A 24,761-nucleotide genomic window follows, 5' to 3' on the forward strand; every position below is an offset into this window, starting at 1 on the left:
TAGGGGCTCAGGCGTGCCGCGCGGGCGGCATAAAACACATCGCTCCCCAGGTGACTGGGGAGCGAAGCATCCGTGCATCGGGGTGGTTGATAGCCTTAGCGGTTGATCACCAGCTCACCCAGGTAAGGGAAGTCGGTGGCATTGACGACGGGCTCGATATCCACGCCCTCAGCGGCGCCGTATGCCAGGTTCTGCCAATGCAGCATGACGAAACCCACGTCTTCATAAAGCATGGCCTCGGCTTCCTGAAGCATCTCGGCGCGCCGCTCGAGATCGATCTCGCTATCGGCTTCGGTCACCAGCGCATCGATTTCCTCGTTGCAGTAGTTGCCGTAGTTGTACTGACCGGCGCCGCTCTCTTCATCGATGCAGAAGGAGAGATACTGGAAGAAGTTCGCGCTATCTTCGGTATCCGAGTGCCAGCCGATCATGGCGATATCCGAGGCGCGCTCGTCGTACTCCGGCCAGTACTGGGCCAGCGGCATGGTGCGCAGGTTCACGTTGATGTTGATGCGCGACAGCATGTTCGCTACGGCCTGGGCGATCTGCGCATCGTTCACATAGCGATTGTTCGGCGCGATCATGTCCACCGAGAAACCGTCCTCGTAGCCTGCTTCGGCCATGAGTTCCTGGGCGCGTTCGAGATCGTAACGCGGGGTCAGGTCCGGATTGTGACCCGGGTAGCCTTCCGGCGAGAACTGGGCTGCCGGCGTGGCAAAGCCGCGCATCAGTCGATCCGCGATGCCTTCCTGGTTGATGGCCAGATCAATGGCCTGACGGACGCGAACGTCCTGGAACGCTTCGACCTGCTCTTCGTTGAGCTGGAAGCCGATGATCCGGGTGCCGGGTACTTCCACCAGGTTCACGCCCTGGGCGTCGCGAACGCGATCAAGATCGTTGGGCGGTACAGCGTCGATGAAATCCACGCTGCCGGAGAGAAGCGCAGCCACGCGCGAGGCGTTCTCGGCAATCGGGGTCAAGACGATCTGCGAGACGTTGCCTGCACTCTCGCTGTCCCAGTAGTCCTCGAAGCGTTCGAGATCGACCCGAACACCTTGGCGGCGGCTGGTCACCTTGAACGGGCCGGTGCCGGAGGCATTGCGCGATGCGAAAGTGTTGCCCGCCTTGACCATTTCTGCCTTGTCGTTGCCGTCGTCGGTCTCGCCGGTATAGAACTCGCTATCCAGCGGGAAGATGTAGGTCGCCAGGTTCAACAGCAGCGGGTAGGGCTCGGTCGTGGTGATTTCGACGGTGTAGTCATCGACGGCTTCAGCGCTTTCGATGGGCTCGAAGATGGCGCGGTAGTCCGGACTTTCCTTCAAGCGCTCGATGGTCCATACCACGTCCTTGGCAGTAAACTCGTTGCCGGAGTGGAACGTGACGCCTTCGCGCAGTGTGATGCGCATATGCGTGTCGTCAGTCTGCTCCCACTCGGTGGCCAGGCGCGGCTCGAACTGGAAATCCTTGGTCCAGCGCACGAGAGGGTCAAAGGCCATATGCGAAAAACGCAGTACGCCGCCGGAGAGCTGTTCGTGAAGGTCCAGGGTTTCCGGGTCGGCGGAGTAGCCGATACGCAGCGTTTCAGCGCTTGCCGCCATGGGCAGAAGGGCGGTACCCGCGAAGGCGGCACCGATCACGGAGGCGAGGATCGTCTTTTTAAGCGTCATGGTTGTTCCCGTCGTTCGTTATTTTTTATTCAGCGCTGCTGGGGTCAATGAGTCGGACATCGCCCCAACAAGGCAGACATGGTCAGCTTGCAAGCTATGCCATTAACATAAAGAGTGGGCGTTACTGCATACAATCGAAAAAATGACACGCTTCATTCATCTACTGAATGAGTCGCCTGCAGACCGCATGGCGCCTCATCCATCAAATAAAACTAACGTATGTTTTGACCTTTGACTTCACGCCAGGGAGAGGCGGTGGCCGCGCCTTGCCCCTTTGCGGGAAAATGCCCGAGACAACCGCCCGAGCGCCTTTTGCCTGTCGCTTGGCTGGTCGTCGCAGGAAGACACTTATCGAAAAAGACGCTTGTAAAAAAAGCGCGATCAACCAAAGCGCTGGTGAAGCCAGCGGTTGATGTCGCTGGATTCATACAGCCACTGAATGTGCCCGTCGTCATGCTCGATGGCAAGGCAGGGAACCTTGGGCTTGCCGCCACCTTCGAGCAGAGCCTGTTTGTGGGCGGGGTCATGCTGGGTGTCCCGGGCTTCGATATTCAGGCCAAGGCGGGCGATCTCCTTGCGCACCTTGATGCAAAACGGGCAGGTACGAAACTGATAAAGCGCCAGGGCTTCGCAGGCCTTGTCCACTTCTGCCTGCTCTTGTGGGCTGCGCTCCATGGCCTTGGGGGTGGACAGCTTTTCCGAGGCCAGCATGAAGGGCGCCATTACCAGGCGAACGCCGCGAAAGAAGGTACGAATCACACTACGCATCGTGCACTCCAGAAGCAGGGAAAGCCCCCGCTCGATCGATATCGTCAATAAAGGGTGGACGCATCCTGCAACAAACCGCGCACGTTGTCACATGCGCCACGATTATTTGAGCTGCGAAGGTGAGCCCGGCGTAAAGGCGTGCTAGGCTCAGCGACTGATTTCTTACGCTTTTTCTGGATCTTTGGCCAAGGCGATGACGGGGAGGGGGTAAATCCCATGCGTCTGCATATTATCGGTATCTGTGGCACTTTCATGGGCAGCCTGGCGTTATTGGCCCGGGAGCTTGGCCATCAGGTGAGCGGTTCGGACGCCAATGTCTACCCGCCCATGAGTACCCAGCTGGAAAACGCCGGCATAACCTTGCAAAGCGGCTATCACCCGCGCAATCTCGATGCGGATATCGATCTGGTCATCGTGGGGAATGCGCTTTCCCGGGGCAACCCTGAAGTCGAGGCATTGCTCAACCTCGATCTTCGCTATACCTCGGGTGCTCAGTGGCTGGCCGACTACGTGCTGCCCGGCCGCCAGGTGATTGCCGTGGCGGGCACCCATGGCAAGACCACCACGGCGAGCCTGCTGGCCTGGCTTCTGGAAAGTGCCGGACTCGAGCCCGGCTTTCTGATTGGCGGGGTGCCGCGCAACTTTGGCGTCTCGGCACGCCTGGGGGCGCCGGATGCGCCATTCGTGGTGGAGGCCGATGAGTACGATACGGCGTTTTTCGATAAGCGCTCCAAGTTCGTTCACTACCGGCCTCATATCGCCGTTCTCAACAATCTGGAGTTCGATCACGCGGATATCTTCCCGGACCTGGCGGCTATCGAACGTCAGTTCCATCACCTGGTGCGCACCGTGCCCGGCCAAGGACTCTTGCTGGTCGCCGATGGGCAAAGCGCGCTGGAGCGCGTGCTGGCCATGGGCGCCTGGTCGCCCCTGGCCTATTTTGGCAGTGAAACCACAAGCCCTTGGCGCTACGAGCTGGAGTGTGCGGACGCCAGCCGTTTCAAGGTGATTCTTGAAAGTGACGAGACGGCAGAGGACAGCGTGGTCGAGTGGGGCTTGACCGGCGAATACAACGCCCGCAACGCGCTGGCCGCACTCGCCTGCGCTCACCGTCTGGGGATGAGCTTGCCACGGGCCTGTGCTGCGCTTTCGCGTTTTCAAACGCCCAAGCGCCGCCAGGAGGTGCGCGGGGAGGTTCGGGGCATCCAGGTGATCGATGATTTCGCCCATCACCCCACGGCCATTGCGGCCACTCTGAAAGGGCTTCGCGCGGCTACCCCGAATGGGCGTCTGCTGGCGGTCATCGAGCCGCGCTCCAACACCATGCGTCTGGGCGCTCTGCGCGAGCGTCTGGGCGCGAGCGTCGACGACGCCGACGCCGTGTTCTGGTTCGAACCCGCAGGGCTTGACTGGTCGATGGCGTCACTGGTTGACGAGCAGGCGCGTAGCGAGCTTCATCATGATATCGATGAGCTTGTCGACGCCGTGGTGACCAAGGCGCTGCCTCAGGACCGCATCGTGGTCATGTCCAACGGCGGTTTCGATGGGGTTCACGAGCGTCTTTTGAAGGCACTGGCTGCCAGGGAGGTCTGAATGGAGGAGCGCAACAGCATACCCGGCTTCAAGGCCCCGATCAGCGTGGCGCTGACTGGCGCCTCCGGCGCCCAGTACGGATTGCGCCTTATCGAGGTATTAGTAAGCGCGGGTCATGAAGTATGGGTGCTGATTTCCAAGGCTGCCCACATGGTCATTGCCACGGAAACCGACGTGGAGCTTCCTGCCAAGCCCGAACGTTTGCAGGAGGCGCTAACGGCGCTAAGCGGCGCGCAGCCGGGCCAGATTCGCTGCTTCGGGCGCGAGGACTGGATGGCCCCGGTGGCCTCGGGCTCCGGGGCGCCTTCGGCCATGGTGATCTGTCCATGCTCCACCGGAACGCTCTCGGCGGTGGCCACAGGGGCAAGTAACAATCTGATCGAGCGCGCCGCCGATGTCGCCATCAAGGAGCGGCGTACCCTGGTCATGGTGCCCCGGGAGACGCCGTTCTCGGCAATACATCTGGAACACATGCTGACCTTGAGCCGCCTTGGCGTGGTCGTGCTGCCCGCTGCTCCCGGTTTTTATCACCGCCCGAACTCGATCGAGGATCTCGTCGATTTCATCGTGGCGCGCATTCTCAACCAGTTGGGTATCGCGCACACACTCATGCCCCGCTGGGGCGAACACACCGCCGACTCGTAACCCGTCAATTCACGCAAGGATTCAGCCATATGCTGTCGTGGGCGACACTTTCCGTTTTTATCCCGACGTTTTTGTTTGTATCGCTCACCCCTGGCATGTGCATGACCCTGGCCATGGTGCTGGGCATGACCCAGGGCATCAAGCGCACCCTGTGGATGATGATGGGCGAGCTGGTCGGTGTAGGGCTCGTGGCAGCGGCGGCCGGTGCCGGCGTGGCCGCCTTGATGCTCAAGCAGCCGGCGCTTTTTACGGTGTTCAAGTGGGTCGGCGGGGCGTACCTGGTTTACCTGGGCGTGATGATGTGGCGCTCCCGGGGGCGCATGGCGATTCCCGCGGAACTCGAGACGGGCCTGCCGGCGGGGCGGCTTCAACTGGCCATACAGGGCTTTGTCACCGCGATTGCCAATCCCAAGGGGTGGGCGTTTTTCGTCGCATTGCTGCCGCCTTTTCTGGATAGCTCGCAAGAGCTGGCCCTGCAGCTAGCCGTGCTGATCTCGGTGATTCTGATGATCGAGTTCGCCAGCATGATGGTCTATGCCACCGGCGGCAAGACCCTGCGTCGCACGCTGGGTAAAAGCGGCAACGTGCGCTTGATGAACCGCATCGCCGGTACCTTGATGATTGGCGTGGGGCTATGGCTGGCGCTTGGCTAACCGAGCCCGCTCAGACCGGCGGTAGAAAGCCGATACGCAGACCCATCAGCACCACAGTGGCGCTCAGTAGAAGCGTCAGCGGGCAGGAGGGGAGCGGCGCACGCCGGCGATGTTGCCAGTAGAGTCTGACCAGCGCACAGACCACAAGCCCCAGCAGCGCTCCGCCGATCAGATCGCTTAGCCAGTGTACCCCCAGCAACAGACGTGAAAGCGCCATGGGCACCACCAGCAAGATAGCCACCCAGTACACCCAGAGGCGCCGGTTTCGTGGACACTCGGCAGCGATAAACGCCGCGGCAAGGCCGATGACCACCACAAAACCCGATGTATGCGCGCTGGGATAGGAAAGCGAGCCGGTGAGGTAGTCTGGCGTATCCGGTCGGGCGCGGCCGAAAAAGGCCTTCCCTAAGGTGTTCAGCAGTGCCACCCCACCTAGTGCGGCTGCCCAGTGAAGAAGAACGTCGAGCCGTTTGCGAGCCAGAAGCCAGAGCCCCCAGGGGAGCATCAAGACCACGATGCCCAGCTTGTCGCCAAGCTTGGCAAAGCCCAGGCTCACGGTAACGAGCGCCCCGGTGCGCAGCCAGTCGAAAAGTCTCTGCGCCTGTAGATCGAGCGCCAGCGGGCCATCGTACTGCACGACATAGAGCGTCCAGGCGCAAAAGCTGGTAAAAGCGATGATCAAGAGCAGAAGCGACGCCAGCGGTACCTCACCACTTTGACTCATGGCAAGCCAGGGGCGCCTTGTGAAGGGCAGGCGCCGAGCGGCCCGGGCGGTGATCAAATAAAGAGCGCCGTGGCGACCCACCTGGGCCCGCCCCCAGGAGAACACCACGGCCAGTATCACTACCATGGCCGCGATGACAAACACGGCGGTTTCGATGTTGGCCGGAAGTGTCAGGTAGCGCTGCCAGGTATGCCCCAGCAGATAGCCCGGTAGCACGTAGGCGGGTGCCCAGACGATTGCCGAGCTTACGTTGGCCAGCAAGAAGGTGCGCGGCGGCATGCGCATCATGCCGGCGACCAGGGGAATGATCGGACGTACCGGGCCCACGAAGCGGCCGATGAATACCGAGTAGATGCCGTAACGCTCGAAAAAGCGCGCCCCCCGCCCCAGCCACTCCGGATGCTGGGCGAGCGGCCAGCGTCGGGTGACCTGGTCACGATAATCGTAGCCGAGCTTGAAGCTCACACCGTCGCCCACCACCGCACCGACAAAGGCGGCAACCAGAAGCCAGGGCAGTTCGACTCCCTGGTGACCTGCCATGGAGGCCGCCGCCGTGACCAGCACCACGCCCGGCACCAAAAGCCCTACGACGGCCAGAGATTCGAGGGCCGAAATCAAAAAGATCAATAGAAGCAGGGTAAGCGGGGAAAGTGACAGATCCAGCAACTGCTCAGCTAGAGGCACAGATAACTCCATTCATTGTTAACCGCGGTAGAGCGCTCGGGATAAATGTTCCAGACGCTGGATGTAGGGGGCGAACAGCTCGTCAGGCCGGGGTAAGCATACGCCAATACGCGCCTCTAGCGGACCGGTTTCGATCAATACCCGTCTGGAGAGCGCCCGATAAAGACGCTCGCGAACCAGAAGTGCGCCGCTTTCACTGGTGTCCGGCAGCACCACCCAGAAACTCGCCCCACCGGCCCGGCCCAGAAGGTCATGATCGCGACAGCGGCTGTTGACCTCGCTGCAAAGCGCTTCCAGCAACGCCTTCTTTGCTCGGTTACCGAACTGCTCCTCGGCCATGTCCAGTTGGGGGAGATGTATCACCAGCACGGCCAGGCGCTTGTCGAGCAATGACGCGCGCTGGAATTCATTGTGCAAGCGCTCTTTGAGGGTATCGATATGGTAGGCGCTGCATTCGCTGTCGTTGGGGTCGGAGGCTCTTAGAAGGGCACGCCGTCTGGCCAGCTCCCACGGGGGGAGGGCAAACATCAATATCAGGGCGAGATAGTCTACCGGGAAAGGAAAAAAGGTGACTTCGCCGGGCGGAAGCAGCCACAGATACGGCGTGTAAAGGATGTTCAAGCCTACCGCACTCCAGTGGGGTAGCAGCACAAACGCCGCCGCCATGGGCAGGCCCAGCCAGAGCATGGAGTTTGTCAGGCCGAAATACAGCGCCGATGAAACGCTTATGTAGGCGCTTAGCAGTAATATGGCGCGGGGGCCGTAAGGGCTCAGAGCCTGCCCGTAATGCAGCAACAGCGCCGTCGTCAGCAAGAAGGTGACGAACATGGGCACCAGCAGTTCCCGATAATAGCCCATGGCGTAAAGCCATACCGTGTAGCTGACCGTGAGTAACAGACAGATGGTGTAAGCCAGGGTCATCAATGACCTGGGCGCTGAACACTTGATCATGCGGTGGACCTTTCGGGTATGAAGCGCAGGCTGAGCGACTCCAGGGTGACGCTCGACATATCGAGTTCGGTTAAGGGAATATATTGGTAGACCATGCTGCCCGAGAGACTGTCGCAAAGTATGCGGCGGCGCTGGGCGCCGGCCTCGCTGTCGCGACACAGAAGTAAAACCGCAAGCGAGGTAGAGTCAAGGCGATAGACGTTTTCAAAGCCGTGGGCAAGCTCGCAAAGCCGCTGTGCGGATGACCAGAGCTGGTGGCGCTTGACCTGAATAATCAATACCTCCGCGTAGATATTCTCGCGCTCGGCGCGTAGCTGCTCACGGGTCAGGTCTCGGAGCAACTGTTCACTGGCCCATAGATTCAGCCCCGGTATCAGGCGCAGGCGCTGGCGTATGGTGCCGTTCAAGTTGATCAGCCAGCGGCTTTGCGCGGTGGCCAGAAGGCTCAAGATGACAAGCGCGAGCAGCAGCATCAAGGCCTGGGCGTAGGTGGTGCTGAACGCCACCAGCAGCCAGCTGATGAGGGCGCCGGTGACATTGAAGACAACCATGACGCGGTTTTGCGGCAGCATGAAAAGCGCCGCCCATACCCAGACGAGAATGCTATGGCGCTCGGGGGCCGCGGCAATCAGACATAACAGTAGCCCGCTGGTGAGCATTTGCCAGGATAGATCGCGAGAGTGGCGAAGGGTGAAATCGAGTAAAAAGGCGGTTAAAAAAAGCCAGAGCGCCCCGGCCCAAAGGGCAACGGCGGCCAGGGCCGGCGCGCCCATTGTCCAGAACACCAGCGCCGTGGCGGCAAGAAACAGGTTGGTTCTCAAAAGGCGTATTTTGTACTTGTTTTCCATGGTGGCTTACTATTGACCTTGTTTGAGAGTGTGACCTGACAGGTTTTATGTGGCGCGGGACGCAAGCGGTGAACAACTCATTATAACGTTTAGTTTGTTTTGTTTTGGGGTGTTAATGTTTTTAGATGTTTCCTGCGGGTCTTGTTGACAGATACCCTGCCAACGGGTCAGTTACGTGACGAATATTGCGTATTACAACACTATTTTTGTGCATAAATTTTAGGAGAGAGCATGAGCGTTGCCAGTGCCGATCACGACAGTGCCCTTCAAGCGTTAGCCGCCGGTGACCTGCCCGCTTACATGAAGGAAGTGGGGCTGGGCGCCCGCGCGTCGGCGAAGGAGCTTCGCTCAGCCGATACTGGTGCCAAGAACCGCGCCCTCGGCGCTATCGCAGAGGCGCTCGATGATGCCAGGCCCACGCTTTTGAGGGCAAACGCCGAGGATCTGGCGCGCGGTCGGCAAAACGGACTGGATGCGGCGCTGCTGGATCGATTGGCGCTGGATGAACGCCGTATCGATGCCATGATTACCGGGCTTCGCCAGGTCGCCGCGCTGCCCGACCCGGTGGGCGAGATCAGTGCAATGACCTATCGTCCCTCCGGTATCCAGGTGGGCAAGATGCGCGTACCGCTGGGTGTGATCGGCATCATCTACGAATCCCGCCCCAACGTTACCATCGAAGCGGCCAGTCTGTGTCTGAAAGCGGGCAATGCCTGTATTCTGCGGGGCGGCTCCGAGGCTTATGAGTCCAACAAGGCATTGAACGTTTGTCTGCAGGCGGGGCTCTTGCAGGCGGGGCTGCCTTCAAAAGCGGTGCAGGTGATCGCCACGACGGACCGCGCGGCGGTGGGCGAGCTGATCAGCATGCCCGAGTTCGTGGACGTGATTATCCCGCGCGGGGGGAAATCACTCATCGCGCGCATCTCCAGCGAGGCTAAAGTGCCCGTCATCAAGCACCTCGACGGCGTTTGCCATGTCTACATCGATGCCACGGCGGACCCGGCCAAGGCGCTGGCCATCGCAATCAATGCCAAGACCCACCGTTACGGCACCTGCAATACCATGGAAACCTTGTTGGTCGATGCCGACATTGCCGATATTCTCTTGCCCGAACTCGCCCGCGCCTACGCTGAGCACAAGGTAGAGCTTCGCGGTTGCGAGCGAACGCGCGCCTTGCTGCCTCAGGCCCTTGAGGCGGTGGAAGCGGACTGGCAGGAGGAGTACCTGGCGCCCATTCTCGCCATCAAGGTGGTAGAGGGGATCGAAGAGGCGATGGCCCATATCGAGCAGTATGGATCGCAGCACACCGACGCCATCGTGACCGAGGATTACTCGCTCGCCCGGCGGTTCATGGCCGATGTGGATTCGAGCTCTGTAGTGGTGAACGCCTCGACCCGGTTTGCCGATGGCTTCGAGTATGGCCTGGGAGCGGAGATCGGCATTTCCACCGATAAGCTTCACGCCCGGGGGCCGGTGGGCCTTGAAGGCTTGACCACGCAGAAATATATCGTGCTGGGCGAGGGCCAGGTTCGCCAATGAGCGTCTCGGCTCCTAAAGTCGCCATGCTGGGCGGCACCTTCGACCCGGTGCATCTGGGCCATCTGCGAAGCGCGCTGGAAGTGCGCGAGGCACTGGGCCTTGATCGGCTTCACATGGTGGCCGCACCCAGACCCCCGCTTCGCGATACGCCTCAGGTCTCCCCTCAGGAGCGCTTTGCGCTCTTGCAGGCCGGCGTCGGCGATACCCAGGGGCTTGTGGCCGATGATCGTGAGCTTGCCCGGGAAGGACCTTCCTATAGTGCCGATACTCTCGAAGAGCTTCGCCAGCAGTACGGTGACAAGGCGCGGCTTGTCATGGTGGTCGGCTATGACACTTTCCTGCGCCTGGCCGAGTGGCAGCGCCCGGAAGCGATTTTCGAGCAGGCTCACCTGGTGGTCATCGCAAGGCCCGGCTATCAATCGCCCTGGTCGACGCCGTTGAAGGAACTGGTGGGCGATCGTGAAGTCGATACAGTGGCCAACATGATGGAGCATTCTCGCGGGCGCTTCTTGTCGCTGGCGCTGGAGTCGCGCATGGCGATATCGGCAACCGACATTCGCGCACGTCTTAAAGAGGGTAAAAGCGTACGCTATCTTCTGCCCGAGGCGGTGGAAAGACATATTTTTGCTCGCGGGCTCTATCAAAGTCGCTAATAGCGCTGGTAGTCGTTAAAGAAGCCGTTACAATGGCCCGCTGTTGAGTGACCACCATACGAGGTTATCCAAGGAGTCATGCACATCGATACACTGAAAAACCTGGCGATTGACGCGCTAGAAGAACTCAAGGCCCGTGATATTACCCAGCTGGACGTTTCACAATTAACCCAAGTCACCGATCTGATGCTGATCGCCAGCGGTACCTCGACTCGCCATGTGTCGGCGCTGGCGCAGAACGTGGTGGAAAAAGCCAAGGCATCAGGCCTCAAGCCCCAGGGTGTGGAAGGCGGCGATAACGCCGACTGGGTGCTGGTCGATCTGGGTGACGTGCTGGTTCACGTCATGATGCCCGAGGCGCGCGCGCTTTACGATCTCGAGCGGCTCTGGGCGGATCTGCCCAGCGATAGTGAAAGTGCGATCAATGAAACGCTTCAGCGGCCCGACCAGCGGATCACGATGTCGTGAAGGTTTCAAGGTGAGCGTGGTGATGAGTGTCGGTTCATGAAAGTGCGACTGCTGGCGGTGGGCACCAAGATGCCCGCCTGGGTGGAAGAGGGTGTCAACACCTATAAAAAGCGTCTGCCCCGGGAATTCAATCTCGAAATCGAGGAGATAGCCCTCGGGCCGCGCGGCAAGAACGCCGATATCGCCAAGGCACGCGCGATAGAAGGCCAGCGCATTCGCGAAAAGCTGCGTGGCGATGAGCTCGTGGTCGCGCTCGAGGTGGAAGGCAAGCGCATAAGCACCGAACAGCTTGCCAGCGAAGTAGGCGAGTGGCGCATGGAAGGGCGGGATATTGTCCTGCTGGTCGGCGGCCCGGATGGCCTGGAGCCTTCCGTTTCCGCTCTGGCGCACAAGAGCTGGTCACTTTCGGCACTGACGCTGCCGCACCCGCTGGTGCGCATCCTGCTCGCCGAGCAGCTCTACCGGGCGTGGACGCTACTCATCGGTCATCCTTACCACCGCTAGGCGCATCGCCCGGGCTTCAGGCCAGCGGCGCCTTGTGCCAGATTCAAGAGTTGTCTGTTGCTATGCGCAAGCGCCGAGACACGCTAAAAAACGCCGAGCAGGAACTTCGTATTTTCCGGGTGAGGGCGCTGCTGGCGATCCTGTTCGTGATGGTATTGACCGGTCTGCTGACCAGCCGTCTGGCATATCTGCAAATCGTGCAGCACGAGCTTTACACGACCCGTTCGGAAAAGAACCGCGTGCGTGTCGAGCCGCTGCCGCCCAATCGCGGGTTGATCTATGACCGCAATGGGGTGCTTTTGGCTGAGAATCGCCCCACCTACAATCTTACCCTGGTGCGCGAGCGGGTGGACGATCTGGACGAGACCCTGGCGCTTCTGGTCGAGCTTCTGGCGCTGCCCGAAGAGGAGATCGAGGCGTTCAACGTGCGATCACGTCAGCGTCAGCGCCCCTTTCAGCCAGCCCTTTTGATGAGTGATCTGAGCGAGGACCAAATCGCCCGGCTTGCCGTCAACCGTCATCGCCTTCCGGGGGTGGAAGTCGAAGCGCAGCTTCTGCGCTACTATCCCGACGCCGAAATCATGTCCCATGCGCTTGGCTATGTGGGACGTATCAACGCCGAAGAGTTGCAGACGCTGGATACGGGCCGTTACGCCGGGACCCACTTTATTGGCAAGACGGGTGTGGAGCGCTTCTACGAAGAGGAGCTTCACGGCGAGGCGGGGTTTCGCAAGGTGGAAACCAACGCCCGGGGGCGCGTGCTTAGAGAGCTTGGCCGCACCGATCCCGTGCCGGGCCAGAACCTGACCCTGACCCTGGATAAATCGATGCAGACGCTCGCCTACGAGCTTCTGGACAGTCGACGCGGGTCGATTGTGGCCATTATTCCCGCCACTGGCGAAATTCTGGCCATGGTCTCCACGCCCGGCTTCGATAGTAACCAGTTCGTCACCGGTATCGATGTCGCCTCTTATCGGGCGCTGCAGGACGATATCGACCTTCCGCTGTTCAACCGGGCCATTCGTGGCCACTATCCGGCGGGTTCGACCGTCAAGCCTTTCCTGGCCCTGGCGGGGCTTGTCGAGGGGGCGATTACCCCGGACAGCACGATCAACGACCCCGGCTACTATCAGCTACCCAATGACTCCCGGCGTTACCGCAACTGGCTGCGCTGGGGCCATGGACGAGTGGATCTGGAGCGGGCACTGGCCGTTTCCAACAATACGTACTTCTATTCTCTGGCCCACGATCTGGGAATCGACAGCATTCATGAACAGATGAGCAATTTCGGCTTTGGCCAGCGGGTAGCGTTTGATGTGCAGGGAGAAAGCACCGGCCTGTTACCTTCCCGGGAGTGGAAGCGCGCGCGCTTCAACCAGCCCTGGTATCCGGGGGAAACGCTTTCGGTGGGAATCGGCCAAGGGTATTGGCAGATTACCCCGCTGCAGCTGGCCAGCGCCACGGCTACCCTGGCCAATCGCGGCCATTGGGTGAAGCCGCATCTGGCCAAGGAGATAGGTAGCCAGGCGCTGCCCGAAGTACTCCCCAATACCCTTGATGATATACAGCTGAGTAACGATGGCTGGTGGGACCGGGTGTTCAACGGGATGGAAAAGGTGCTGACCGGCAGCGAAGGAACCGCGCGGCGCACCGGTGTGGGGCTTGAGTACCGTATGGGGGGTAAATCCGGTACCGCCCAGGTGTTCTCTCTTGGCCAGGATCAGCGCTATAACGCCGAAGAGCTGGAAGAGCGCCTGCGCGATCATGCGCTGTTCATGGCGTTCGCCCCCATCGAAGCGCCGCAGATTGCGGTGTCCGTGATTGTCGAAAACGCCGGTGGCGGCAGTACTCACGCCGCCCACCTGGCCCGCGCGATGACCGACGCGTGGCTTTTAAGAGACAATGCTCCCGCGGCGGAAGAAGTGCTCGATGAGCTTGAAAACGACAGCGCCAGCGTGGAGGGCACCTGATGACGAGTTGGCCGCTTCCGCGCAGTTTTCGCCGCCACCCGGTTCGCCCGCCGGATAGCGGCATTGCCCGGCGCAAGAGCATCTGGGAGCGCCTGCATATCGACCCCTGGCTCTTGGCGATGCTGCTGGCCCTGATGGCGGGTGGGCTGCTGGTACTCTACAGCGCTTCGGGCCAGCGTATCGAGATGGTGATTGCCCAGGCGACCCGCTTTGGTATCGCACTGGTCGTCATGTGTGTTCTGGCCCAGCTCAGCCCGACCACGTTCTTGCGCTGGGCGCCGCTGGCTTACGGCCTCGGTCTGGCCATGCTGCTGGCTGTGGAGATCGTCGGCGATATCGGGATGGGCGCCAAGCGGTGGCTCGAGATCCCGGGCGTCATCCGCTTTCAGCCTTCGGAAATGATGAAGCTGGCGGTGCCCCTGATGGTGGCCGCCTACCTCAACCGCTGCCAACTGCCGCCGCGGTTTCGCGATATTGCGGTGTGCGCGGTGATTATCGGTGTGCCGGTGGTATTGACCGCCATCCAGCCCGATCTGGGCACCTCGCTCCTGATTGCCAGCGCGGCGGTACTGATCGTGCTGCTTGCCGGTCTCTCCTGGCGACTGATCGCGTTCATAGGGGCGATGGCCGGCGCGGCGCTGCCGCTTTTGTGGATGAACATGCACAACTACCAGCGCCAGCGCGTGCTGACGTTCCTTGACCCGGACAGCGACCCGCTGGGGTCGGGGTGGAATATCATCCAGTCCACCACCGCCATAGGCAGTGGCGGGGTGTGGGGCAAGGGCTGGCTTGAAGGGACGCAGTCCCAGCTCGAATTTCTTCCCGAGCGCCACACCGACTTCATCATCGCGGTGCTCGGTGAAGAGTTCGGGCTGGTCGGCATGCTGGTGCTGCTGGCACTTTACACCCTGATTGTCAGCCGCGGACTGTGGCTGGCGACAGGCTCTCAGGACACCTTCGGGCGGCTGTTTGCCGGCAGTATCATCTTGACGTTTTTTATCTATGTGTTCGTCAACGTGGGCATGGTGAGCGGTATTCTGCCCGTGGTGGGGGTGCCGCTGCCGCTGGTGAGCTACGGGGGGACATCGAGCGTGACCTTGCTGGCAGGCTTCGGTATTCTCATGTCGATACACGCCCATCGGCGGCTGCTGTCGCGCTGACCTCGGGACGCGATACGTTTACAAAGGAGTGGTGGTAATGGGCAGGACCCAAAGTAGAGTCAGCGGCTTTTTTCTGGCGGCGCTGGTCGCCTCAGGCCCGGTATCGGCAGGCGAGGAGCCCATCTCCCTGGCCCCTGACGATAACCCAGCCACTCAGCAACTGGTCGAGGAATTGAGTGTCCAGGGCATTCCCGAGGCGTGGCTCACCCAGGCGCTCGATCAGGCGACGTTCAGCCAGAGCGTGCTTGATGCGATGGAAGGGGCGGCCGAGCGGCGTCTGATGTGGCATGAATACCGTGACATCTTCATCAGCGATGAGCGTATCGCTCAGGGCGCCGAATTCATCTTGGCTCATGCCGAGGCTTTCGAGCGCGCGCAGCAGGAGTACGGCGTACCCGCCGAGGTCATCGCGGCGATTATCGGGGTAGAGACCTATTACGGCCGCTTCAAGGGCCAGCACCGGGTGCTGGATTCACTCGCCACGCTCGCCTTTTATCACCCTAGCCGGGGGACGTTCTTCCGCGGCGAGCTGGCCGCCTTTCTCGAGATCACCTACCAGCAGCAGGTCGCACCGGAAAGCATCGACGGCTCCTATGCCGGCGCCATGGGCTATCCCCAGTTCATTCCTACCAGCTATCAGGCCTATGCGGTGGACTTTGATGGCGACGGGCGGCGTGATCTGTGGGAAAACCCCGTCGATGCGATCGGCAGCGTTGCCAACTACTTCGCCGAACACAACTGGCGGCCTGGCGCGCCGATCTATCATGAAGCAGAGGGCTTTGGAGATGGCTTGGATGCACTCGACTTCAACCAGACCAGCGCCCCTGAGACTACCGTGACCCAGGCAAGAGAGGCGGGACTCGAACCTGACCAGGCGCTCGATCCTGCGCTCGAGATCATCCCGCTTGAACTCGAACTCGCCGATGGTCAAATGCGTTACAGGGTCGGCGAATACAATTTTTATGTCATCACTCGTTATAACCACAGCCATCTTTACGCGATGGTCGTGACGGAACTTGCCGAGGCCATTGCGCAAACGCTTGAGGATCAAGGATGAACTCATTTTTCAAAGAGGCGCGCGTTCTAGGCGTGGGTATGGCATTGGCGGCGCTGGTCACGGGATGCGCAAGCCAAAGCGCGCCGCCTACCGTGAACACCGACCATCCTCCGCGGGAAGCCGCCTCGGCGGCGGCCAGCAAGCCCTCGACCAGCAGTGGTGGTCGCTACGCGATGACCGGCGATGCCTATCCGCTCGAGCCGCCGGATGTCAGCGAAGTGCCGGACGCCCAGCCGCGCGTGGAAGAGCCTTCCCGGGCGGGCAATCGCTCTACCTACGAAGTGTGGGGGGAAACCTACCACGTGCTGCCCAGCGCTTCGGGCTACGCCAAGCAGGGTACCGCCTCCTGGTACGGTGAAAAGTTTCACGGCTACGCCACCTCCAACGGTGAAATTTATGACATGTACAAGATGTCGGCGGCGCACCGCTCGCTACCGCTGCCGACCTTTGCTCGTGTCACCAGCTTGAGCAACGGCCAGTCGGTGATCGTGCGCGTCAATGATCGCGGCCCGTTCCACAGCGATCGCGAAATCGATCTTTCCTACGCCGCCGCCGCCCGACTGGGCTTTCTGGATAATGGCACCGGCTCCGTGCGAGTGGAGGCCATTGATCCGCAGCAGTGGCTTGCCAGTCGGGGGGGCAATGCCGCGCCGAGCGCGGCACCCGTGCAATCGGCAGCCCCCGCTGTCCAGCCGGCGCCTCAGCGTCCGCAGCCCCCTGCACAGACCGCGAGCTCGCCCTCGGCGCCTCCCGTATCGCCACGCCCGGCGGGCAGCGAGGAGATCTACCTGCAGATTGCCGCCCTGGGGAGTGAAGAAAGTGCACGTCAGCTGGAGCAACGCCTGGGTGATGAGCTTTTACACTCGGTTCGCGTGTTGAGCGACGGTGACATCCATCGTGTACAGGTCGGCCCCATGGCGCCAGGTCAGGAGCAGCAGGCGCGCACGGCGCTCAGTCGGGCGGGCTTCTCTCAGGTGTTTGTTGTGAGATAATCGAGTCACCCACGGTCCTTTACGGTTTTTTTGACGCTCTATTTATGCAAGTGAGAAGTGAGTAATGACTATTTTCAATGCGATTCGCCGTTCCGCCCGGCTTTGTCTGTTTGCCACGGTGACCGCAGTGGCCCTGCCCGCCACGGCCCAGGTAATTCCCCAGCCGCAGACCATCATTCCGGCCGCCCCGCAGCTGGCTGCCAGCTCGTGGATTCTGATGGATGCCAACAGCGGGCGCGTGCTGGTCGAGCACAACGCCGATGAGCGCCTGCCGCCGGCAAGTATCACCAAGCTGATGACCGCCTATCTGGTCGAGCGCGAGCTGGACCGGGGTACCATCAACATGGAAGACATGGTGAATATCAGCGAAACCGCCTGGCGAACCGGCGGCTCCAAGATGTTCATCGAAGTAGGCGATCGGGTATCGATCGATAATCTGCTCCATGGCATCATTATCGTTTCGGGTAACGATGCAAGCGTTGCCATGGCCGAACACCTGGCCGGCGGGGAGGCTCCCTTTGCCGACCTGATGAACCAGCATGCCGACCGCCTGGGCATGCGCAATACCCACTTTGAGAACGCCACCGGTCTTCCTCACGAGAATCATTACTCTTCGGCTCGGGATCTGGCGCTGCTCTCCCAGCACATCATCAATGACTACCCCGAGCATTACGCGATCTACTCCCAGCGTAACTTTGCCTTCAGCGGCATCGACCAGCCCAATCGTAACCGTCTGTTGTGGCGTGATCCTACCGTGGACGGTCTGAAAACCGGCTGGACGACCGAGGCGGGCTATTGCCTGGTATCCTCCGCCAAACGCGATGATATGCGCTTGATCTCGGTGGTGATGGGCACCAACTCTGAAGAAGCGCGCGCCCAGGAAACACAGAAGCTTCTAAGTTATGGCTTCCGCTTTTACGAGACCATGAAACTCTACGAGCGTGGCGCGGTACTGGCCACTCCCCGCATCTGGGGCGGCGAAACCAACGAACTGCGTGTTGGCGTTGACGGTGAAGTCTTCATGACCCTGCCGCGTAATCGTAACGAAGAGCTGCGTGCTCGTCTGAATCTCGATCAGGATCTCCAGGCGCCGGTGGCCGTGGGCGATGAGGTAGGTACCCTGGAGGTCTATCTGGGCGAGGAAATGGTGGGTGAGCGCCAATTGACCGCGCTCGAAAGTGTTGAAGAGGGCGGTCTTTTCAAGCGTCTGTTCGATCAGGTTCGCCGCTTTTTCAGCGGCTTGATCGGCAATTTCACCGACTGATCCGATAAGTTCCGGTTCGTTTGACGCGCTCCGGCCCCCCGGGGCGCGTGTTCTACTCGGCAATCGAAACTTGTTTAGCAAAACGTGTTAATCAAAACTTGGCAATTGAAGGCAGGCTATGAACAAGGGTGCAAAAAAAGGGTTACGTGATCTTCGAACCCCCAGCGTGAGCGAGCCCCCCAAGATAACCTTTCCTTGCGATTATTCGCTGAAGGTCGTCGGGGACGCCGCCGAGGACTTCGCCGCCAGCGTCTGCCAGATTCTCGTGAAGTACGACCCGGAATTTGACGCAAGCGCCATGCAGGTCGTGGACAGCCGCAACGGTCGTTTTCAATCGGTGCGTGTCACGATAAAGGCGACCGGCGAGCAGCAGTTGAGCGCGCTTTTTGAAGAGCTCAAGGCAACCGGTCGCGTGCACATGGTGGTCTGATGTCAGGTGCCGATACGCCCATCGAGCTTTACACCCTGGGGCGCCAGCCTTACGAGCCCATCTGGCAGGCCATGCGCACGCTCACGGATACCCGCGACGAGCATACGCCGGACCAGTTCTGGGTACTCGAGCACGACCCGGTGTTTACCCAGGGCCAGGCCGGCAAGCCCGAGCACCTATTGATGCCGGGGGATATTCCCGTGGTGCAGACCGACCGGGGCGGGCAGGTAACCTACCATGGCCCGGGACAGGTGGTGCTTTATCCGCTTCTGGACGTACGCCGGGCCAGACTCGGTGTGCGCGATCTGGTCAGTGCCCTGGAAAATGCGGTGATCAACGTACTCGACGAGTATGGTGTCAGTGCCCGCGCCCGTCCGGATGCGCCAGGGGTGTATGTGGCCACCCGCCTGGGAGAGGCCAAGATTGCCTCGCTGGGGCTGCGTATCCGCCGGGGGGCGAGCTACCATGGAGTGGCCTTGAACGTCGATGCCGATCTTGCTCCCTTCGCGCGAATCAACCCCTGTGGCTATGCGGGCATGCCGGTCACCCGTCTTGGCGATCTGGTCGGCCTTGCTGACCCCGGCGAAGTAGGTGGCAAGCTGGCGCTGGCGCTGGCGCGCATTCTCGATCGTCGTCTGGCGCCTCAGAGTAGGCCATAACCGACTCGACCCTAACAAGAGGGGCCTGACCGCTGGTGGTCAGGCCCCTTTCGATGAAGGACACGTCGTTGTCGTCTTACCCGACGTTCAAGGCGGGGATGCGGCTTGTGTCCTTTTCCTGTCCCGGTACGGCCGCCGGTGAGGCGAGGCCTAGGTTGTTTTTCTCGAACACCTTGTCCGCCCGGTAGCTCGAGCGTACCAGCGGGCCGGAAGGCACTTCCATGAAGCCCTTTTCCAGGCCCAGCACACGATAGCGGTCGAACTCTTCCGGGCTGACCCAGCGTTCCACCGGCAAGTGGTTTTTCGTCGGGCGTAGATACTGACCCAGCGTAACAATGTCCACGCCTATTTCACGTAGATCGTCGAAGGTCTGAAGAATCTCTTCATCGGTTTCGCCAAGGCCCAGCATCAGGCTCGTCTTGGTAATGACGTCGGGACGATGCTTCTTGGCGTAGGCCAGCACATCCAGTGTTTTACGATAGCCGGCGCGGGGATCGCGAACGCGCCCGGTCAAGCGCTCGACGGTTTCCACGTTCTGAGCAAAGACCTCAAGGCCTGAATCCACCACGCGCTCGATGGCCGCAGGTTCTCCATCGAAGTCAGGCGTCAGGGCTTCCACGACCACGTCGGGCGTGCGCGCCTTGATCGCTTGAATACAGCTTGCGTAGTGGGCCGCGCCGCCATCGTCCAGATCGTCCCGGTCCACCGAAGTGAGAACGATATAGCGAAGTCCCATCAACTCGACGGACTTGGCGGTGTTCTCGGGCTCTTCCGCGTCCAGCCAGCCTTTCGGGTTGCCTGTATCCACGGCGCAGAAACGGCATGCCCGAGTGCAGACCGAACCCATCAGCATGATGGTAGCCGTCCCGTTGCTCCAGCATTCGCCCATGTTGGGACAGTGAGACTCCGCGCACACCGTGCTCAATCGGTGGGTGGCGACGTTTTTCTTGACCGCTTCGAATCGCTCGCCCGCAGGAATCTGTGCGCGTAGCCATTTGGGTTTGCGCTCGAGGGATGGGGCTTGCGGCTGTTCCTTGCGCTGCTTCATCCCATCTTTGATCACCGTGGTGCCGCGTTCGTTACGAAACTTCTCGCCGCTGGGCACACGCTGTGTGGGGGTATTGCTCATAGAAAAGCGCCTCTCTACTGTGCAACGGGCTACATCGAAAAACACCCAGGCCGCGCATGGCCAGCCACCGGCGTTTTTCAAGTACGCAGTATCTACGTTCAACAAGACATGTGTTCAATAAGACGTAGGTAGTAGTTCCAATGTAACATATTTGCCCGGGGGCAAAACAGCGTATTCAGGCCGGAGAATCGAGGTTAGGGAGTTGACAGAAACGGCAGGCAGGAGACGCCGTGACTAGGCAGCGGAGTGGCCAGCATCTGGAAATAGCGACGATATTCGCTCAGGTGTTCCCGGGTAAAGCGCAAGAAAAGCTCCGCCACCGGCGACAGGAAATGATCGCGGCGGTTGACTGCACACCAGGCCCGGCGAATGGGAAAATGAGGGAGCGCAAGGCTTGCAAGCAACTGGTGTTCAAGCTCGAGCTTGACCGCCATGCGGGGTAATACTCCCACCCCCAGGTGCGCCATGACGCCTTGTTTGATCGCCTCGTTGGAGCCGAGCTCGATGCGGTGGGCAAGCCCCACTTCCTGGTCTGCAGCCAGTTGCTCGAAAGCGTTACGCACACCGGAACCCGGCTCGCGCATCAATATATAGTGGCGAGCGAAGTCGTTGAGCGTAGGGGCGTGCAACTCCAGCAGCGGGTGGCGGGGCCAGACCACGGGGATGAGCTCATTCTCCAGCAACGGCATGACTGACAGGCCATCGTCCTCGGGCACCATGGCCATGATGACGACATCGTCGCGCTGCTCGACCAGACGCTCCAGTGCCTGGCCTCGGTTGCACACTTTCAGGCGTATGGTGACATCGGGATAGTGAGCGCGAAAACGAGCAAGCAGATAAGGCACCACGTACTGGGCTGACGAGACCGCGGCCAGGTTAAGCTCGCCTTTGATGGTGCCGTTCAGATCGGAGAGATTCATCTGAAGCCTGGCGAGCTGGCCGATGATTTCCCGGGTGGAAACGGCCAGCGTGTCGGCGGCCGGCAGGGTGTAAAGCGTTTTGCCCGCATACTTGAAAAGCGATTCGCCAAGGGCGTGTTCCAGTTGGCGAATCTGCAGGCTGACCGCTGGCTGTGTCAGACCGAGCTGCTCGGCGGCGCGAGAGTAGGAACGCTTTTGATAGACCGCCTGGAAGACCTGAAGCTGGCGAAAGGTAAGGCGATTGAGCAGGCTGGGTGACGTCATGTAAACCCCTCAATTCATTAAGATGTCGGCTTTTGACAATGTGAAGCAGGCGGCGCAGTAAGATGTGAAATGCTACCACCAATAGGGGGCGGCGTCTTTATCGGTACTTCTTTATCGACGGCCTGACAGGTTTGGCCTAGACTATATTGCATTGCAGCATCCCGTGTTGCCTGGATGAGCGTCTTGTATCAATCCATTGGGAGAACCCATGAGCTTTCTCGCTAATCCCTTTCTGCCGGGCCGCTGGTTGAACGTCGACACTCAGCGCACGCAGGACAGCTTTACCTTACCCGGTCAAGAAGCCTTGACCAGCATGATGGACCCGTTCGGTTTTGGCCGGGCCGCCGCCAGTTACTGGCGCGACAGCGTGGAGCGCAGCATTCTCTACTGGGACGTGATGCGCGAGCGTGGCAATCAGTACCTTGAGCACATGGAGCAGACCAAGCCCAACGTGCTGGGGTTCAAGACCGAAGTGCTGCTGGATGGGCGAACGTTGAAGCAGCCCACCAACTATGAATTACTGCGCGTGCTGCCCCCCGAAGGTACTCAGGTCGATCCCAAGAAGCGGCCCTTTGTCGTGGTCGACCCGCGCGCGGGCCATGGGCCCGGCATCGGGGGCTTCAAACCCGACAGCGAACTGGGCGTGGCCCTGAAGGCGGGGCATCCTTGCTACTTCATCGGCTTTTTACCCTACCCGGAACCCGGTCAGACGGTTGAAGACGTGGTCGAGGCGGAAGTGGCCTTCCTGCGCCATGTGATATCGCTTCATCCGGATATCACCGAAAAACCCATGGTGGTCGGCAACTGTCAGGCGGGCTGGCAATTGATGATGGCCGCCGCTTTGGAGCCCGACGTTTTCGGCCCCATCTTGATTGCCGGCGCACCACTCTCTTACTGGGCCGGCGAGCACGGCAAGGCGCCGATGCGCTATACCGGCGGCATGTCCGGGGGAAGCTGGATCACGGCGCTGACAAGTGATCTGGGTAACGGCCAGTTCGACGGGGCGTGGCTCGTACAAAACTTCGAGCGTCTGAACCCGGCCAATACCTACTGGAAAAAACAGTATCACCTGTACGCCAATGTGGACACCGAATCCCCGCGCTACTTGGAGTTCGAACGCTGGTGGGGCGGTCATGTGATTCTCGGTGGTGAAGAGATCCAGTACATCGTCGATAATCTGTTCGTCGGCAACCGGCTCTCTACCGCGCAACTGGTGACCCGAGATGGTCGGCGAATCGATCTTCGCAACCTGCGCTCGCCGGTGGTGGTGTTCTGTTCCCGAGGCGACGACATTACACCGCCTCCTCAGGCGCTTGGCTGGATACGCGATCTTTACGAAGGCGAAGAGGACATCATCGCCAACGAGCAGACCATCATCTACTGCATGCACGATACCACCGGGCACCTGGGCATTTTCGTTTCCGGCAGCGTCTCGCGTAAGGAGCATTCCGAATTCACCGCCAATATGGATTACATCGACGTCATGCCGCCAGGGCTCTACGAGACGACGATTTCCCATGCCAGTGATCGTGAAGACGCCGAACTCATCGAGCGCGATTATCTTCTGGAGTTCAAGTCGAGAAACTTTGAAGAGTTGGATGTAGAAGTACAGCATCGTCCCGAGGATGACCGGCGCTTTGCTACCGTGGCACGCATTTCCGAAATCAACCTGGGCTTTTACCGGCTCTACCTGCAGCCCTTGATTCGCGCGGCGATCACGCCGGAGTCGGCTCGTTTCATGCGTCGAATGCATCCGATCCGTCTGGGCTACCGGCTGATGTCGGACCGTAATCCGATGACGGTATTTCTGCCCATGATGGCCGACGCGGTGCGCCAGAATCGTACCGAGGTGAGTGAAGACAATATTTTCAAGACCTTCGAGTCCTTCGCTTCGGATCAGATCGTCGATGGCTTGAACGCCTTTCGCGACATGCGTGACAGCACCACCGAAAAGATGTTCATGGCCATTTACGGCCAGCCACAGCTGCAGGCGGCGGTAGGACTCTATGGCGACGCCCATGTGCATCGCCGCCGGCCCGGGGCTGAGCCCGAACATCTTCGCTTTATCGAGCACCGCAAGGAAGAGCTTCGTGAGAAGATCAAGCAGGGCGGGCCAATCGAGGCGGTGGTTCGTTCGATCATCTACGTATTGGGTGGTGCCCCGGCCACAGATGAGCGTAACTTCAAGCGCCTGCGGGCCTCGCGTGCGGAACTCGAGCCGCGAGTCACGCTCAACGAGTTCAAGCGCGTGGTGCGCGAGCAGTTCTTCATTCTCAAGCTTGACCGGGATAATGCGCTCGATTCGATACCGCAGCTGCTGGAAGGCGAAAGCAACCAGGCGCTCGATGAGCATGTGCAGCATCTTGCTCAGGTATTTGCTGCCAGTGGCGAGCTGAGTGCCCGGGGGGCAGAGCGCTTTGATGAGGTGAAGGCTCTGTTCGGCAAGGCTCGCCGCCCGGAGCGCGATGTTTCTTCAAAGCCGGCTGTCGATGAGCCTGAAGCACGTGCCTTGGCAGACCAGTCAGGCGTGTCCGGCGATGAACAGCGGCCCGCGGCCAAACCCGCCAAGCCCGCGGCTTCAAATGCCAAGGGGGCTGGGAAGGGCAAGTCGGGCGCCGATGCTGCGCAGGCCTCGGCTTCGCCAGCGGGCAAGCCGGATGACGTCAAGCCGGCTGCGACGCAGTCCAAACCTGCCGTGGCGTCCAAGGATTCGGCGAAGACGGAAGATTTGGCGCAGTCCAAGGGGGGGACCAAAACGGAAGGCTCAGCGCAGCCCAAGGATTTGACGCAGCCCAAAAAGGCGCCGGCTTCCCAGGCTACGACGGCGTCCAGCAGTGGGAGCGAAGCCCAGGGCGCCAAGCCATCCAAGGGCGCGGCAGAGCCCACGGGGGCAGCCAAGACCAAAGGTGCGACGCCCCAGAGTGCCAAGCCCGAAGGCTCTCAGGGAAGCGACACTAAAGGGAGCGTTGTCAAGCGTTCCACGGTTACGCGCAAGCCCCGGACCAAGCGCTGAACATGGCATGAAGGCCCGGCCCTGGCGCCGGTTCTCTCTGACGCCCCCGGCATTGCCGGGGGCGTTTTGTTTGTTTTGGTGCTTTGGGTTGCCGAGTGTCAGGCGGCAGTCTAGTGTCTAGCTACCTTGCAACAAAATTTGCAAAGCCGAACATACGCCCCTACTTATAAAGTACGCCTGGTTTTATAAAGTACACTTGGTTCTCG

At 60.5% G+C, this 24,761-nt stretch carries 22 protein-coding genes; 15 read left to right on the forward strand and 7 right to left on the reverse strand.

The features are described 5' to 3' along the window. Positions 1 to 95: 95 nt before the first annotated feature. Together ACWF8S_RS06770 and ACWF8S_RS06775 are read right to left on the reverse strand one after the other, a co-directional pair. Positions 96 to 1,667, reverse strand: coding sequence for an ABC transporter substrate-binding protein (locus ACWF8S_RS06770; protein WP_447556086.1), 1,572 nt, complete (start codon positions 1,665 to 1,667; stop codon positions 96 to 98). 381 nt (positions 1,668 to 2,048) lie between these two features. Beyond that, positions 2,049 to 2,435 (reverse strand): glutaredoxin family protein, encoded by a 387-nt coding sequence (locus ACWF8S_RS06775; protein WP_447556087.1) that lies wholly within the window; start codon positions 2,433 to 2,435, stop codon positions 2,049 to 2,051. Positions 2,436 to 2,651: 216 nt separating this feature from the next. Here ACWF8S_RS06775 and mpl point away from each other — a divergent pair, with 216 nt between their 5' ends. Genes mpl through ACWF8S_RS06790 form a run of 3 tightly spaced genes read left to right on the forward strand, consistent with a single transcriptional unit; the run spans position 2,652 to position 5,326 of the window. After that, on the forward strand, positions 2,652 to 4,028 hold the full coding sequence (gene mpl / locus ACWF8S_RS06780; protein ID WP_447556088.1) for a UDP-N-acetylmuramate:L-alanyl-gamma-D-glutamyl-meso-diaminopimelate ligase: 1,377 nt from the start codon (positions 2,652 to 2,654) through the stop codon (positions 4,026 to 4,028). Continuing rightward, a complete protein-coding gene (locus ACWF8S_RS06785) occupies positions 4,029 to 4,673 on the forward strand; it encodes a flavin prenyltransferase UbiX (protein WP_447556089.1) in 645 nt (214 codons plus the stop codon). It begins immediately after the preceding gene. 29 nt (positions 4,674 to 4,702) lie between these two features. Continuing rightward, positions 4,703 to 5,326, forward strand: a complete 624-nt coding sequence (locus tag ACWF8S_RS06790; RefSeq protein ID WP_447556090.1) for a LysE family translocator — start codon at positions 4,703 to 4,705, stop codon at positions 5,324 to 5,326. 10 nt (positions 5,327 to 5,336) lie between these two features. Here the strand turns inward: ACWF8S_RS06790 and ACWF8S_RS06795 are convergent, their stop codons facing one another. The 3 genes from ACWF8S_RS06795 to ACWF8S_RS06805 are packed head-to-tail and all read right to left on the reverse strand — an operon-like array spanning position 5,337 to position 8,533. After that, on the reverse strand, positions 5,337 to 6,734 hold the full coding sequence (locus ACWF8S_RS06795) for a bifunctional DedA family/phosphatase PAP2 family protein (protein ID WP_447556091.1): 1,398 nt from the start codon (positions 6,732 to 6,734) through the stop codon (positions 5,337 to 5,339). Between the two features lie 18 nt (positions 6,735 to 6,752). After that, positions 6,753 to 7,685, reverse strand: a complete 933-nt coding sequence (locus tag ACWF8S_RS06800) for a diguanylate cyclase domain-containing protein (RefSeq protein ID WP_447556092.1) — start codon at positions 7,683 to 7,685, stop codon at positions 6,753 to 6,755. Next, positions 7,682 to 8,533 (reverse strand): hypothetical protein, encoded by an 852-nt coding sequence (locus tag ACWF8S_RS06805; protein ID WP_447556093.1) that lies wholly within the window; start codon positions 8,531 to 8,533, stop codon positions 7,682 to 7,684. Before ACWF8S_RS06805 ends, ACWF8S_RS06800 begins: the two co-directional genes overlap by 4 nt. Positions 8,534 to 8,764: 231 nt before the next feature. Between ACWF8S_RS06805 and ACWF8S_RS06810 the strand changes: the two genes are divergently transcribed. The 11 genes from ACWF8S_RS06810 to lipB all read left to right on the forward strand — a co-directional run bounded on the left by ACWF8S_RS06810 (position 8,765) and on the right by lipB (position 19,229). Further along, positions 8,765 to 10,072, forward strand: a complete 1,308-nt coding sequence (locus ACWF8S_RS06810) for a glutamate-5-semialdehyde dehydrogenase (RefSeq protein WP_447556094.1) — start codon at positions 8,765 to 8,767, stop codon at positions 10,070 to 10,072. After that, positions 10,069 to 10,725 (forward strand): nicotinate-nucleotide adenylyltransferase, encoded by a 657-nt coding sequence (gene nadD, locus ACWF8S_RS06815; RefSeq protein WP_447556095.1) that lies wholly within the window; start codon positions 10,069 to 10,071, stop codon positions 10,723 to 10,725. The genes ACWF8S_RS06810 and nadD overlap by 4 nt, the downstream gene beginning before the upstream one ends. Before the next feature lie 78 nt (positions 10,726 to 10,803). Further along, the gene (gene rsfS, locus ACWF8S_RS06820) at positions 10,804 to 11,193 is read left to right on the forward strand and encodes a ribosome silencing factor (RefSeq protein WP_447556096.1); all 390 of its coding nucleotides are present in this window, start codon (positions 10,804 to 10,806) and stop codon (positions 11,191 to 11,193) included. Positions 11,194 to 11,229: 36 nt separating this feature from the next. Continuing rightward, positions 11,230 to 11,697 carry a 23S rRNA (pseudouridine(1915)-N(3))-methyltransferase RlmH gene (rlmH, locus tag ACWF8S_RS06825; RefSeq protein ID WP_447556097.1) on the forward strand — a complete coding sequence of 156 codons (468 nt, stop codon included), beginning with the start codon at positions 11,230 to 11,232 and terminating at the stop codon, positions 11,695 to 11,697. Positions 11,698 to 11,759: 62 nt separating this feature from the next. Next, positions 11,760 to 13,667, forward strand: a complete 1,908-nt coding sequence (gene mrdA / locus ACWF8S_RS06830) for a penicillin-binding protein 2 (RefSeq protein WP_447556098.1) — start codon at positions 11,760 to 11,762, stop codon at positions 13,665 to 13,667. Continuing rightward, a complete protein-coding gene (gene rodA / locus ACWF8S_RS06835) occupies positions 13,667 to 14,827 on the forward strand; it encodes a rod shape-determining protein RodA (protein ID WP_447556099.1) in 1,161 nt (386 codons plus the stop codon). The genes mrdA and rodA overlap by 1 nt, the downstream gene beginning before the upstream one ends. A gap of 37 nt (positions 14,828 to 14,864) precedes the next feature. Then, positions 14,865 to 15,884: a lytic murein transglycosylase B gene (gene mltB / locus ACWF8S_RS06840; protein WP_447556100.1), complete on the forward strand. Its 1,020-nt coding sequence runs from the start codon at positions 14,865 to 14,867 to the stop codon at positions 15,882 to 15,884. Next, positions 15,881 to 16,876 carry a septal ring lytic transglycosylase RlpA family protein gene (locus ACWF8S_RS06845; protein WP_447556101.1) on the forward strand — a complete coding sequence of 332 codons (996 nt, stop codon included), beginning with the start codon at positions 15,881 to 15,883 and terminating at the stop codon, positions 16,874 to 16,876. Before mltB ends, ACWF8S_RS06845 begins: the two co-directional genes overlap by 4 nt. Before the next feature lie 64 nt (positions 16,877 to 16,940). Next, the gene (locus tag ACWF8S_RS06850) at positions 16,941 to 18,140 is read left to right on the forward strand and encodes a D-alanyl-D-alanine carboxypeptidase family protein (protein ID WP_447556102.1); all 1,200 of its coding nucleotides are present in this window, start codon (positions 16,941 to 16,943) and stop codon (positions 18,138 to 18,140) included. Positions 18,141 to 18,258: 118 nt separating this feature from the next. Next, positions 18,259 to 18,570, forward strand: coding sequence for an HP0495 family protein (locus ACWF8S_RS06855; RefSeq protein WP_447556103.1), 312 nt, complete (start codon positions 18,259 to 18,261; stop codon positions 18,568 to 18,570). Further along, complete coding sequence (gene lipB, locus ACWF8S_RS06860; RefSeq protein WP_447556105.1) at positions 18,570 to 19,229, forward strand: lipoyl(octanoyl) transferase LipB; 660 nt, start codon at positions 18,570 to 18,572, stop codon at positions 19,227 to 19,229. Before ACWF8S_RS06855 ends, lipB begins: the two co-directional genes overlap by 1 nt. Before the next feature lie 76 nt (positions 19,230 to 19,305). Here lipB and lipA read toward each other — a convergent pair whose 3' ends face one another. Together lipA and ACWF8S_RS06870 are read right to left on the reverse strand one after the other, a co-directional pair. Further along, entirely contained in the window at positions 19,306 to 20,358 is a 1,053-nt protein-coding gene (lipA, locus tag ACWF8S_RS06865) for a lipoyl synthase (protein WP_447556106.1), read from the reverse strand. Between the two features lie 194 nt (positions 20,359 to 20,552). Continuing rightward, a complete protein-coding gene (locus ACWF8S_RS06870) occupies positions 20,553 to 21,542 on the reverse strand; it encodes a LysR family transcriptional regulator (RefSeq protein WP_447556107.1) in 990 nt (329 codons plus the stop codon). A gap of 208 nt (positions 21,543 to 21,750) precedes the next feature. Between ACWF8S_RS06870 and ACWF8S_RS06875 the strand changes: the two genes are divergently transcribed. Next, positions 21,751 to 24,555, forward strand: coding sequence for a DUF3141 domain-containing protein (locus ACWF8S_RS06875; protein WP_447556108.1), 2,805 nt, complete (start codon positions 21,751 to 21,753; stop codon positions 24,553 to 24,555). The last annotated feature ends 206 nt before the right edge of the window (positions 24,556 to 24,761 follow it).

The sequence above is a fragment of the Vreelandella xerophytica genome, from assembly GCF_968048975.1.

Coding starts and splice junctions, on each gene's coding strand:
- ACWF8S_RS06775 (WP_447556087.1), bottom strand. CDS start 2,435: ATGCGTAGTGTGATTCGTACCTTCTTTCGCGGCGTTCGCCTGGTAATG.
- ACWF8S_RS06850 (WP_447556102.1), top strand. CDS start 16,941: ATGACTATTTTCAATGCGATTCGCCGTTCCGCCCGGCTTTGTCTGTTT.
- ACWF8S_RS06785 (WP_447556089.1), top strand. CDS start 4,029: ATGGAGGAGCGCAACAGCATACCCGGCTTCAAGGCCCCGATCAGCGTG.
- mpl (WP_447556088.1), top strand. CDS start 2,652: ATGCGTCTGCATATTATCGGTATCTGTGGCACTTTCATGGGCAGCCTG.
- ACWF8S_RS06810 (WP_447556094.1), top strand. CDS start 8,765: ATGAGCGTTGCCAGTGCCGATCACGACAGTGCCCTTCAAGCGTTAGCC.
- ACWF8S_RS06800 (WP_447556092.1), bottom strand. CDS start 7,685: ATGATCAAGTGTTCAGCGCCCAGGTCATTGATGACCCTGGCTTACACC.
- ACWF8S_RS06870 (WP_447556107.1), bottom strand. CDS start 21,542: ATGACGTCACCCAGCCTGCTCAATCGCCTTACCTTTCGCCAGCTTCAG.
- mltB (WP_447556100.1), top strand. CDS start 14,865: ATGGGCAGGACCCAAAGTAGAGTCAGCGGCTTTTTTCTGGCGGCGCTG.
- ACWF8S_RS06875 (WP_447556108.1), top strand. CDS start 21,751: ATGAGCTTTCTCGCTAATCCCTTTCTGCCGGGCCGCTGGTTGAACGTC.
- ACWF8S_RS06770 (WP_447556086.1), bottom strand. CDS start 1,667: ATGACGCTTAAAAAGACGATCCTCGCCTCCGTGATCGGTGCCGCCTTC.
- ACWF8S_RS06805 (WP_447556093.1), bottom strand. CDS start 8,533: ATGGAAAACAAGTACAAAATACGCCTTTTGAGAACCAACCTGTTTCTT.
- rlmH (WP_447556097.1), top strand. CDS start 11,230: ATGAAAGTGCGACTGCTGGCGGTGGGCACCAAGATGCCCGCCTGGGTG.
- lipA (WP_447556106.1), bottom strand. CDS start 20,358: ATGAGCAATACCCCCACACAGCGTGTGCCCAGCGGCGAGAAGTTTCGT.
- ACWF8S_RS06790 (WP_447556090.1), top strand. CDS start 4,703: ATGCTGTCGTGGGCGACACTTTCCGTTTTTATCCCGACGTTTTTGTTT.
- mrdA (WP_447556098.1), top strand. CDS start 11,760: ATGCGCAAGCGCCGAGACACGCTAAAAAACGCCGAGCAGGAACTTCGT.
- nadD (WP_447556095.1), top strand. CDS start 10,069: ATGAGCGTCTCGGCTCCTAAAGTCGCCATGCTGGGCGGCACCTTCGAC.
- rsfS (WP_447556096.1), top strand. CDS start 10,804: ATGCACATCGATACACTGAAAAACCTGGCGATTGACGCGCTAGAAGAA.
- ACWF8S_RS06855 (WP_447556103.1), top strand. CDS start 18,259: ATGAACAAGGGTGCAAAAAAAGGGTTACGTGATCTTCGAACCCCCAGC.
- rodA (WP_447556099.1), top strand. CDS start 13,667: ATGACGAGTTGGCCGCTTCCGCGCAGTTTTCGCCGCCACCCGGTTCGC.
- ACWF8S_RS06845 (WP_447556101.1), top strand. CDS start 15,881: ATGAACTCATTTTTCAAAGAGGCGCGCGTTCTAGGCGTGGGTATGGCA.
- lipB (WP_447556105.1), top strand. CDS start 18,570: ATGTCAGGTGCCGATACGCCCATCGAGCTTTACACCCTGGGGCGCCAG.